The sequence below is a fragment of the Aliikangiella coralliicola genome (genome assembly GCF_007004725.1).
Classification (GTDB): Bacteria; Pseudomonadota; Gammaproteobacteria; order Enterobacterales; family Kangiellaceae; genus Aliikangiella; species Aliikangiella coralliicola.
Genome location: NZ_ML660161.1, coordinates 235,122 through 247,375, shown reverse-complemented (window position 1 = coordinate 247,375; position 12,254 = coordinate 235,122). Strand labels below are relative to the sequence as shown.

General features: G+C 38.9%; 9 protein-coding genes and 1 pseudogene. 8 read left to right on the top strand and 2 right to left on the bottom strand.

All coding sequences use genetic code 11. From position 1 onward, the window contains the following. Window positions 1-27: 27 nt before the first annotated feature. The 3 genes from gcvT (at window position 28) to gcvP (ending at window position 4,636) form a co-directional block, all read left to right on the top strand. Complete coding sequence (gcvT, locus tag FLL46_RS04035; RefSeq protein WP_142892160.1) at window positions 28-1,113, top strand: glycine cleavage system aminomethyltransferase GcvT; 1,086 nt, start codon at window positions 28-30, stop codon at window positions 1,111-1,113. Between the two features lie 102 nt (window positions 1,114-1,215). After that, a complete protein-coding gene (gene gcvH, locus FLL46_RS04030; protein ID WP_142892159.1) occupies window positions 1,216-1,602 on the top strand; it encodes a glycine cleavage system protein GcvH in 387 nt (128 codons plus the stop codon). A 160-nt stretch (window positions 1,603-1,762) separates the two neighbouring features. After that, window positions 1,763-4,636 (top strand): aminomethyl-transferring glycine dehydrogenase, encoded by a 2,874-nt coding sequence (gene gcvP / locus FLL46_RS04025; RefSeq protein ID WP_142892158.1) that lies wholly within the window; start codon window positions 1,763-1,765, stop codon window positions 4,634-4,636. 134 nt (window positions 4,637-4,770) lie between these two features. On the opposite strand, the gene FLL46_RS04020 is transcribed toward gcvP, so the two are convergent. Both FLL46_RS04020 and FLL46_RS04015 read right to left on the bottom strand, forming a co-directional pair. Continuing rightward, window positions 4,771-5,634: an IS3 family transposase gene (locus tag FLL46_RS04020; protein ID WP_168204039.1), complete on the bottom strand. Its 864-nt coding sequence runs from the start codon at window positions 5,632-5,634 to the stop codon at window positions 4,771-4,773. After that, entirely contained in the window at window positions 5,631-5,933 is a 303-nt protein-coding gene (locus FLL46_RS04015; protein ID WP_142892156.1) for a transposase, read from the bottom strand. Before FLL46_RS04015 ends, FLL46_RS04020 begins: the two co-directional genes overlap by 4 nt. A 569-nt stretch (window positions 5,934-6,502) precedes the next feature. Between FLL46_RS04015 and FLL46_RS26910 the strand changes: the two genes are divergently transcribed. From FLL46_RS26910 to FLL46_RS03995, 5 genes and pseudogenes are all read left to right on the top strand, one after another. After that, a complete protein-coding gene (locus FLL46_RS26910) occupies window positions 6,503-6,658 on the top strand; it encodes a hypothetical protein (protein ID WP_168204038.1) in 156 nt (51 codons plus the stop codon). A 51-nt stretch (window positions 6,659-6,709) separates the two neighbouring features. After that, window positions 6,710-8,266 carry an anti-phage dCTP deaminase gene (locus tag FLL46_RS04010; protein ID WP_142892155.1) on the top strand — a complete coding sequence of 519 codons (1,557 nt, stop codon included), beginning with the start codon at window positions 6,710-6,712 and terminating at the stop codon, window positions 8,264-8,266. 21 nt (window positions 8,267-8,287) lie between these two features. Further along, a pseudogene (locus tag FLL46_RS04005) lies at window positions 8,288-8,605 on the top strand (integrase core domain-containing protein); the annotation flags it as partial. 759 nt (window positions 8,606-9,364) lie between these two features. Then, window positions 9,365-10,903 carry a hypothetical protein gene (locus FLL46_RS04000; RefSeq protein WP_142892153.1) on the top strand — a complete coding sequence of 513 codons (1,539 nt, stop codon included), beginning with the start codon at window positions 9,365-9,367 and terminating at the stop codon, window positions 10,901-10,903. Further along, window positions 10,900-12,012, top strand: a complete 1,113-nt coding sequence (locus tag FLL46_RS03995) for a cytochrome-c peroxidase (RefSeq protein ID WP_142892152.1) — start codon at window positions 10,900-10,902, stop codon at window positions 12,010-12,012. The genes FLL46_RS04000 and FLL46_RS03995 overlap by 4 nt, the downstream gene beginning before the upstream one ends. Window positions 12,013-12,254 lie beyond the last annotated feature (242 nt).

Below are 12,254 nucleotides of genomic sequence, written 5' to 3'. Positions count from 1 at the left end.
CAGAACGATACCTCAGAGATTACGACTATGGGTAAACAAACATCACTATTTGAATGCCATCAACAGGCCGGTGCAAAAATTGTTGACTTTGGCGGTTGGGATATGCCGCTCAATTATGGTTCACAAATTGAGGAACACCATTCTGTTCGGCAAGATGCCGGTATGTTTGACGTTTCCCATATGACGATTGTTGAAGTAACGGGCGATGATGCTAAGTCATACCTTCGCTTTCTATTGGCCAATGATGTCGATAAATTAAAAGTCAGCGGCAAAGCGCTCTATAGCGGCATGTTGAATGAAAATGGCGGCGTTATTGACGATCTGATTGTTTACTATATCGACGAAACTAATTATCGCGTGGTTGTTAATGCTTCCACCCGTGAAAAAGACCTGGCCTGGATGGCCCAGCAAGCCGAAAACTTTTCAGTATCTATTGCTGAAAATAACGGTTATGCCATGATTGCGGTTCAAGGTCCTAATGCCATTGAAAAGACCAATAGCGTTCTTTCAGACACTCAAAAAGCCGCTGTTGAAGGGCTCGGTGTATTTGTCGCTGCCGATACTGAAGGCTATTTTATCGCGCGCACTGGCTATACTGGAGAAGACGGTTACGAAATTATGGTCCCGGTTGCTGAAGCCGCCAGCTTTTGGAATAAGTTGGTAGAAGCTGGGGTTGCACCTTGTGGACTAGGCGCCCGTGACACTTTACGCCTGGAAGCTGGCATGAATTTATACGGCAACGACATGGATGAAAATGTCTCGCCGCTAGAAGCCAATATGGGCTGGACCATTAGCTGGCAACCAGAAGAACGCGACTTCATCGGCAAGCAAGCCTTGTTAGATCAAAAACAAGCCGGCGTAAAAAATAAACTAGTCGGTCTGGTACTGGAAGGTAAAGGCGTTATTCGCGCCCATATGAAGGTCATTGCAGAAGGTGTTGGTGAAGGCGAAACCACCAGTGGAACCATGTCTCCAACATTGAAGAAAAGCATTGGAATGGCACGTATTCCTAAGGAAGCAGGCGAACAGGTGATGCTAGAAATACGTGGCAAACTAGTACCTGCAAAAGTGGTAAAACCCTGTTTTGTTCGCAAAGGCGAAGCATTGGTGTAAAATGTGCGCCAGGCACTAACCGAGTTAACTAATTTGAACTGAACAATCTGACTAATTTGAACTGATTGATAAGCATTTAAAGATTAAATTGAGGAAAATAAGATGAGCAATGTCCCAAACGAATTAAAATATATCAGCTCTCACGAATGGATTCGCCAGGAAGACGATGGCACCGTGACTATTGGTATTACTGACCATGCTCAGGAATTGTTAGGCGATGTTGTTTATGTTGAGTTGCCTGACGTTGACACTGATGTTGCTACTGAAGATGAGATCGCTGTTGTTGAGTCAGTTAAAGCGGCTTCTGATATTTATGCACCGCTTTCAGGTACGATTATCGCTATCAACGAAGCTTTAGAAGACGCCCCAGAAACCGTTAATTCATCTCCTTACGATGATGGCTGGATGTTCAAAATGAAGCCTTCAGAGCCTTCAGAACTTGATAACTTGCTCGATGCAGAAGCATACACCAACGAAATTGACGAATAAGCAGATTGTTGCGTCAACACGTTAAAGCCGTTTCGAATAACGTAAAGCAATTTTAATAGAGACAATAAAAAATGATTAGCCTCGGCGAGTGCCGGGGCTTTTTCGGTTTTTTTACGACCCATATCATAAAAATGTGGTCGACTTTAGACAGAGAAAGCGCATGAATAAAACCCTTCACGAGTTATCCAATCAACAAGAATTTATCCAACGTCATGTTGGCCCTGATGTTAACGAAACCCAGCAAATGTTGGAATATCTGGGTTTATCATCACTTGACGAACTGCTAGAACAAACGGTCCCTAATAAGATCCGACTGCCTGAAGAACTCAATATTCCGTCAGCACGTAGTGAACAAAGCGCGTTAGACGATATCGCACAATATGCGAAGATGAATAAGGTATTTCGCTCTTATATCGGCATGGGTTACCACCACACCAAAACCCCGACGGTTATTCTGCGCAATGTGCTTGAAAACCCAGGATGGTATACGGCTTATACACCTTACCAGCCTGAAATCGCACAGGGCCGACTGGAAGCGATTATCACTTATCAACAAATGTCTATTGACTTGACAGGTATGGAACTCGCCAGCGCGTCATTGCTTGATGAAGCAACCGCAGCGGCAGAAGCAATGGCAATGGCGAAACGCGTTTCAAAAAATAAAAAATCGAACCAGTTTTTTGTCGATGAAAACGCTTTTCCACAAACCATTGACGTGATTAAAACCCGCGCTGAACACTATGGATTTGAGCTAATTTTTGGCAACGCTAAAGATGCGGCGGAGCACGATGTGTTTGGTGCCTATGTTCAATACACTGACAGAACAGGTGAAGTTATTGACTTACAAGCAGTGATTGAAGCGCTTCACGAAAAGAAAGCAATTGTCTCCGTCGGCGCCGACATCATGAGTCTGGTGATGTTAAAGTCTCCTGGCGAAATGGGAGCAGACATTGTTTTAGGCTCATCACAACGCTTTGGTGTTCCTGTTGGATTCGGCGGTCCTCACGCAGCATTTTTTGCAACTCGCGAGAAATTTAAGCGAGCGATGCCAGGTCGTATTATCGGTGTCTCTATTGATACTAATGAAAGATCAGCGTACCGCATGGCCATGCAAACACGCGAACAACATATACGTCGCGAAAAAGCCACTTCAAATATCTGTACTGCACAGGTTCTACTCGCAAATATTGCCGCTTTCTATGCGGTATACCATGGACCTGAAGGATTAAAGCAGATTGCTTATCGTATCCACAGACTCGCCGGTATCTTAGCCCACGCGTTGCAAGACAAAGGTATTAAGCTGGTCAATCAGACTTACTTTGATACTTTGACAATCGATGCTGTCGACCAGCGTGATGAAATTATCGCCAGAGCAACCGAAGCTGAAATAAATCTGCGAATTGATAATAATGGCCAACTCGGCCTGAGTATCGATGAAGCTACCACTGAACAGGAAATTCAGGCACTTTATCAAGTATTGACCGGCGACGATTCAGCGCTTGATTTTGGTGATCTGGACCAGCGAGCCCAAGCCCACGAATCTTTCGAAAAAGGCCTGCTTAGAGAAACAGAAATACTCCAACACCCAGTATTCAACACGCACCACTCTGAAACTGAAATGTTGAGATTTTTGAAAAAGCTCGAAAATAAAGACTTGTCGTTGACCCACGCAATGATCGCATTAGGTAGTTGCACCATGAAGTTAAATGCAACTTCCGAAATGCTACCGATCACCTGGAAAGAATTTGCCAGCATTCACCCATTTGCGCCGGCAGACCAAACTCAGGGATACCAGAAATTAATCGAGCAACTAGAAGGTTGGTTAGCTGAAATTACTGGTTATGATGCAGTTACCGTTCAGCCTAATTCAGGCGCACAAGGCGAATACGCAGGTCTGTTAGCAATTAAAAAATACCATGAAAGCCTTGGACAAGATCACCGTAACATTTGCTTGATCCCTAGTTCGGCACACGGTACCAACCCAGCCAGTGCACAAATGGCCAATATGAAAGTCATGATTGTTAACTGTGATGAACAGGGCAACGTAGACTACGAAGATCTCAAAGCCAAGGCAGAGCAAGTGTCAGAGAATCTTTCTTGCTTAATGATCACTTACCCATCTACTCATGGTGTTTATGAAGAGCACATCAAAGATATCTGTGATGTAATCCATCAGCATGGCGGTCAAGTGTACATGGACGGTGCAAACATGAACGCTCAGGTCGGCATTACTTCTCCTGGATTGATGGGGTCGGATGTTTCTCACTTAAATCTGCATAAAACCTTTGCAATTCCTCATGGCGGTGGCGGACCGGGTGTTGGCCCAATCGGCGTTAAAGCGCACTTGAAACCATTTCTACCGAATCACTCAGTTCGCAAACTGACCAGTACAGGCGAAAATAACGGTGCAGTTTCTGCAGCACCTTTTGGTAGCGGCGGTATCTTACCAATCTCCTGGATGTACGTTGCTATGCTGGGTAAAGAAGGCTTAACTCACTCTACTAAAATGGCGTTACTCAACGCTAACTACCTGACGACAAAATTGAGCGAGCATTATCCGATACTTTACACCGGCCGAAACAATAAAGTGGCCCATGAGTGTATTGTTGATTTACGCCCACTCAAAGCCGAAACCGGTATTACCGAAGTTGATATCGCCAAGCGACTAATGGATTACGGTTTCCATGCACCAACCATGTCTTTCCCGGTTGCAGGCACTTTGATGATCGAGCCAACGGAAAGTGAACCTTTATGTGAAATTGAGCGATTTGCAACGGCAATGATTTCAATTAAGCAAGAAATCGAAAAAGTTCGTAGCGGTGAATGGCAAGCAGATAATAACCCTCTAACCAACGCACCACATACGCAGGTTGACTTGTTAGACTGGAACAAACCTTACTCTATCAAAGAAGGTGTGTATCCGGTTGATGGTCAGGAAAACAATAAATTCTGGCCAACGGCTAATCGTATCGATGACGTCTATGGCGATCGGAATTTAATGTGTGCTTGTCCTAGTCCGGAAGATTATCGGTAGTATCTCAAGCCCATGTAATTGAAAAAGGCGAGCTTAAGGTTCGCCTTTTTTGTGTTCGATTTGAAGTTTGATGTTTGAAATATTTGTTTATTGTAAGACTGACTTGGTCTTCCCCACGTTTTCCGGACACTCAGTTAGTGGACACCAGCAGCATTTTCAAATGTTGCTAGGCTCATATAGTTAATCGTTGAGTGTTTTCTTCTTCGATTGTAAAACAATTCAATATAATCAAACAGATTTCGTCTTGCCTGGCTCCGTGTTTTATAGTCTTCAAAGTTAACACACTCAGTTTTTAGTGTATGAAAGAAGCTCTCCATTGGAGCATTATCCCAGCAATCTCCTTTTCGACTCATGCTACAAGCAATTCCATACTCGGCTAATTTATCTCGGTAAACCTTCGACGCATACTGTATACCTCGGTCTGAATGCAACAGAACATTCCTGACCTCACCCCGTCGAGCGATAGCCATTTCTAATGCAGCGATAACTAACTGAGTATTGTGTCGATTGCCCATCGACCAACCGATAATCTTTCTTGAAAATAAATCCATCACCGCTGCCAGATATAACCAGCCTTCTCGAGTCGTTATAAACGACACATCTGATACCCACTTCTCATTTGCTTTTACAGCCTTAAATCCCCGGTTGAGCCGGTTAGGGGCGGCCGCTAGCGTGTGCCTCGAATTAGTTGTAACCACAAACCGTCGAAATACTTTTGACTGAATATCGTTTTGTCTCATTAACTTAGCGACGGTATTCACACAAACTTTCTCGCCTTGCTCTGCTAACTCGGCGTGTATTCGAGGAGAGCCATACACTTGTTTGTTTTCCAAAAAGATTCGACTGATTTGCTTGATAAGTTTTCTACGCCATCTCGTAGTAACACTCTCAACTCGATTACACCAGCCATAATACCCACTTGTCGACACCCCTAACACAAAGCACAAGCGAGTGACCGGATAGTGCGTCCTTTGCATCTGAATAAATCGATACTTCACTTCATTTCCTTCGCAAAGAACGCCGCGGCCTTTTTTAATATCTCGACCTCTTCCTTAGATTTTTTTAGCTCTTGCTTCAGGCGCTTAATTTCCTCTATCTGTTTATCTGAAGACGGAGGACGACCTTTACCTGGAAAAGCATTTTCGCCATACTGCTCTATCTGTTCTTTCCACTTATAAAGTAGATTTCGACGTATTCCTAACTCCCTGGCGATGTCTGAAGCTGGCTTCTCTCCAGCATCTAGTAATCTAACAGCTTCTAATTTAAACTCTTTGGTAAAATAAGTTCGCTTGACCATAAGACACTCCTTTTTAGACTATTGTCTATTTTTTGGAGTGTCCGTCAAATGTGGGGAGGTTCAACTTATCCCCTTGTCTGAAAAGATTGTGCGATGCAGTAAGCGTCTTATTAGCATGTATCGATTAGGAATAAAAAAGCTGATTAACGGAATAGCTAAGAATTAATTAGATGCAAGGTTAAACATTATCTGTACTTTCTTTATATAAGGAAACTTCTATCATTATTTCACTATATAATGTGAATAAAATTATTTTAAATCGAGTTTCGAGTGTAGTTATCCACATTATATAGCTACAAAGTTTAGATATTAAGAATAACTCTTAATCGAAATACTCCAACATGTAACTACTTAAATGAACAATAATTATAGCTAAGATTGACAATTCTAGTAACCAATGCTACTTATATAAGTAGTTATAGCGTTTTGTTTTTACTGTAATCTGTGCTATAGCTTAATGAATTAAAATATCGGAATGAGGATTAAGTCCTTGCGTACATCAAGTGCAATAGGTAATATTCGCGGTCCGTTGTAGTAGTAAAAATGAAGAAATCAAAAGGATGTAAATTATGGAATCTAAAAGTAAGATACAGTCCCAGCTAAGTTCTTCAAAAAAAAGAAAAAGTAATTCTAACGTCGCTTGTTTGTCAAAAGCGAGAGATTACAAGAAAAACAACGAAGCCAGAGAAAGAATCTATCGCGCTGCTGATAACTTGAACTGGTAGGAAATTCTTTGCTAACATAACTCATTATTATAAACAAAATAATGGATTATTATGTCAAACCCTTCTAGCAAAGTTGCCAAAATAAATTCGCCCATCATAGCTTCTGAAATAGTAAATAACCCCACCAAAGACATTAAAGATAGAAAATCGCAGGAACTCGTAATTGGGTTGTGTGGCGCTGTTGGGTCTGGGCTAAAATGCTTAAAAGAAAGTTTAACAACTCAATTGGAATCTCACGGCTATATCGTAGAACACATTCGATTAAGTGACTTGATTATCGAATTCCAAGAGGCTAAACCAAAAGGGGAATTAAAAGCGCTTAATGGATTTGAGCGCTATAAAAAATTGCAGGATTTAGGAGATCAATTAAGACTAAATAATAGAAGCAGTATTCTAGCTGAATTAGCAATTAATAAAATTATTTTTCTAAGAGAGAAAAGATTTGGCCATACACGAGCCGAAAATGATGATGGGCCTTTGAGAATCAAAGAAAAAATGGCTTATATTATCGACCAAGTCAAACATCCTGGAGAAATAGAAATATTAAATGAAATCTATCGCAACAATTTTTATTTAGTTGGATTGTTAAGAACAGAAGATGAGCGTAGAAAAAATTTGAAAGACGAACAAATGAGTGAAACGCAAATTGGAATACTCATTGAACGAGATCGAAAAGCTTCAGAAAAACATGGTCAACAAGTTCAAGATTCATTGCATAAAGCAGATTATTTTATTCGCAACATCGATATTGCTGAGAAGATAACTAAATCAGTAGAACGCTTTATTAAACTAATTCATGGTACTAATCATATAACTCCTTCGAAAGATGAGACAGGGATGTATACTGCTTACTCTGCTTCTTTACGCTCTGCTTGTTTATCTCGACAAGTAGGTGCTGCAATTACTGATGAAAATGGTACCGTAATTTCAACTGGCTGCAATGATGTACCTAGATATAGTGGCGGTCTCTATAACTCTGATGTATCTGAAGACAAAAGATGTTTTAATCATGGTCGCCGGTGCCATAATGATAAACATAAGAAGCTACTAGAGTTAGAAATCCAAACTATCTTGAATAATTACAAAGTGAACAATGCAAAAGAAATTGCAGCAAGTATCATTAATGAATCTAAAGCTAAAGCATTAATCGAATATTCTCGCGCAATTCATGCTGAAATGGATGCCATTACATCAATTTCAAGATCCACAGGCTCATCTACGGTGGGAAAGATACTCTATTGTACAACTTACCCTTGTCATATTTGTGCTCGTCATATAGTAGCGGCAGGGATTGAAAGAGTTGTTTATATTGAACCATACGAAAAAAGTTTGGCATTGCAGTTACACGGAGATTCAATTTGTCATCCCGAGAATCAGACTAAAGATCCTAAAGTTTTATTGGAAAACTTTGAAGGAGTATCACCACTTAGATATAAAAACTTCTTTGGATTTAATAAAAAACGCAAAGATGAAAATGGGGAAGCGATTTCTTACATTGTTGTTGATTCTGCTCACGTCGATCCTCAATATTTAGATAGTTATTTAAAGTATGAGTTAAAAATTGTGAAAGAGCTAAAAAGTGAGTTTCCTGATTATATTCCTGATTAATAAGGTGTGTGATTCATAGACATCGTTTTTCGGCCTAATAAGCCAGCTTCACCTCACTTGAATGGAAAGGTCGAGCGTTCACAGATAACAGATAAGACAGAATTTTATCCCACTATAGCTCTTAAATCAGAAGAAATCGATATGCTTCTCGCTGAATGGCAGCATTACTACAATTGGGAACGGCCTCATAGTACCCATAACGGAAAAACACCAATGGAGAAGTACATAGATTTATGCAATGCCCCCTTTTCTGATGAGGTGAGCTTGGACAATGATCCCGACTCAGAGCATATTCAGCTAGCCAACTACAAGAATGAATTAGCCTTAAAAAAATTGTAATAATGTATGTGAATCACACATCTACTCTAAAGAATTGATACAACACTCATACAAAATGGTTTAATAAACTTCTAATTAATATTCATCATCTGAAAATGGTAACTGGTCTGCTTTTAGTTCTATAGACTTCGCCAAACACTTTAACTTCCTTATAAATTTATACTATAAACAAATTGTTAATTTTGTGTTCTGGTTGTCAAATCAATTATTGCTATACATTTTTGTCACTACAATTTATTTAAGATAGAGTTTTTGAAAGATCTAGTCAGATATCTAATACATTAACAATAATCTATTAGACAATTAAGTAAATTGGTTGAAAACTACGATTTGACATCTAATCTACTCATAGCAGTTTAACGAATGTTCTGGCTCAATTATTAATATCCAAATAGAGCCACTTATGAACTAAAGGCTAAGACAGCTATGTAAGTATCGTGGCATAAGCCAGAGCTAATTAATTACCATTGTATTGGGCTTTCTGTACTTTGGCATTCATTAGAGATTTGCCAATTAATTTCTTTTCTTTCTCTATATATTATTCCCTAATGAGATTATACCGTTAAAACCTGACCTATTATCTCAAAACACATCCTTGTTTAATAAACGAGCATAGGCTAAATTGTATTATTGGAAGGGAAGCTATATAAACAATTTAATACTAAGGAATGCCCTACCAAATATACTTTACTAAAGTAACCGTCATTTTTGTTACTCTTTCTATCAATCAGAAGTCTTTGTATACATAAGGAGAATACTATGTATATTAAACTGGCTGTTATTACCTGTATCTTTCTTCTAAATATTTCCAACATTTCTAAAGCCTCTGTGGATTTAGCTATCGCCGATGATGAAACTTATAAGAGACCAAACGCATGGGCTCAAAATTTAGTTAGTCCACATTCTAATTCCAAGGTTTTGCTAACTAACGCCAATCATGTTTCAAGCAGACCAGGGGTTTCAATAGCATGGAGAAATGCTAATCAAGTAGAAGAGGTGGAAGTAAGAGTACTAAATTTTGGCGATGAACCTTCTATGGCCAAAGTCTACGTAGACATTGTCGATGAATCTGGCGCTCAATTACTACACTTAGAACCACCAGAGGAACTCAGGATAATTAGGGTTCCGGCATATTCTAGAGGAGGAAAAGAGGGTAAAATTTTGAGAATGAAAGCGGACTGGGGATTGAATGCATTAATCGATAGATTTGATATAGCTAGAATACGATATCATGTAAAAGCAACTGTTGAAGCGCAAGGAGTTGAAGATAGCAATTTATTGAATAACTCCAAAGTTAAGTCATGGAATATTCCTTTTAGGGTCAATCCTAATCAAACCAATAGTTATAACTACACTTTTACTAATCATCATTCTAAAACAAAGAAACTTAAATGGATGTTTGAACATACTCCTTACCCGCGAGGATGGTTTATTGAAGGAGTTCCCGAAGAAAACAATGAGATCACTTTAAAACCTGGGGAGTCTATCTATGGAACCCTAACAATGAAAGCCCCATCTCAAGTACAAGAAGGTGATTTTTTGGAAGCTAGACTTTCATTAGTCGATATGGATGAAAATAGAATATTCATGCAAAACGAGTGGTTTCAAATTTATGACACTAAGCCTCCAAGCGTGACCGATTATCGATTAATATCTCTAGATGATGGTACTTTAGCAATACAAGCACTCGTTTCAGATCATGGCTCAGGTATTCTAGAAGCAACTGGTGTATCGACAGAATTTTCAGTTGACGGTGGTAAAACATGGGCTCGCAAAGCTCATAACTACAAAGTTGGGAATTTTGTAAGGCCGACACTTTTCGAAACAGTTATAGGACCATTTAAAAGTGGAACGAAAGTACAATTAAGGTTCACGGCAAAGGATACTGCTGGTAATGCTGCAACGATTATACCAGAAGATGCTGTATCTTTTTTTGCTCCGCCTGGTGCAAACCAACTTTTAGAAAATGCTTACATATTTCCAAGAACGCAAAAAAATCCGATTTTCGAGATTGATAAACTGCAAGAAATTCAGGTCAATCTCAAAAAACTTAAAAAACAAGGCATTCCTTTAGAAAGTGTAGACTTTTCTAAACCAAATAAAACTGGCGTAGATCCAATACAATTATCCGCAATGGGGATTGGTCCTAGTAGATATCATGAGGTTATTGCTGACCTTAAACGTATAGAAGGTATTACACTTGACTTTTCAAAGGTCATTCCAATGAATATCAAGAGGCTTAATACTGATATCGACAAAATGTTAAATTTAACAACTATTGAAGTTGTAGCAAGATGAGTAAATTAATAACAAAATTATTCATATATTCACGTTTGACTCTTGTTTCAATTTTTTTATTAGTCGTTCCTTATTATGTCGAATCTAATGAATATCTAATAGAGATCCCTGTTGGGCTAATTGAACCAGACATCCCATTAAACAATAAGTTAAGTAAATTAAAAATAGAGCTTGGTAAAAAGATTTTCTTCGACAAAAGACTTTCATCATCTTCGAAGTTTAGTTGTGCAACTTGTCATGATCCAACTCATGGATTTGCCGAGAAAAGATCAATTAGTATTAATTCGAAAGGAGAATTACTTGAACGAAATTCACCTTCTGTATTAAATACTGGATATCAAGCGACACTGTCCTGGGACGGACGATTTAAATCATTAGAAGAACAAGCCCTTAACCCATTTACCAAAAACGGAGACATGGGAATCGAGATTGAAGATGCCATTAATAAAATAGATTCATTTCATGATTACGACGGACTCTTTGAAACAGCTTTTGGAAAAAAGGTTGATACACTTGGATTAGCTCAATCTCTAGCTTCATTTCAGCGTTCACTAATATCAGCTAACTCTCGCTTTGATGACTACCTTTTTAATGGAAACAAAAAAGCCTTGACGAAATCAGAATTAGACGGTTATGAAATTTTCATCGGTAAGGGAAGTTGTATTGCTTGTCACGATATTTTCCATCCATCAGTAAATTCTCTAGGGGGCGGAATTGCATTATTTACTGATCATAGATTTCATAATCTAGGAGTAGGATACAAAAATGGTAAAATGACTGATACTGGACGCTATTGGGTAACCAGAAAAAAAGAAGATTGGGGGGCATTTAAGACTCCTATTCTGAGAAATGTTGCACTAACTCCCCCATATATGCACGATGGAAGTCTGGAATCACTTTTCGATGTTGTTGAATTTTATAATAAAGGCGGTAACCCTAATCCCAATATCGCCCCGGGAATCAGGCCTCTTTTATTAAACGAAATAGAGATTAATAGCTTGGTTAGCTTCTTAAGAGCACTTACCGACGAAAACTTGATCAATAGTTCAATAAGTGAGCAACATAGACTTATATCTAGTATAAATGCTAGAAATAGTCTTACTGAATAAAAACAAAGGGATATTTATAATGTTTGCTAATACCTCAGTCCCTAAATAAATTAATTAATTCGCATTAGTAAAAATTATAAGAAAGAACTAAGTTTTGGATTTAGATATTGACATTATTAATAAACATGCAAGCAGGCCTAGTTATTGATATTTAGATAAATAAAGTAATTACCAAGGGAACAATTATAGTTTGATTATGACAAGCTCGCTTGGTAATTATAGAATTAAAGTTATCAAACTTT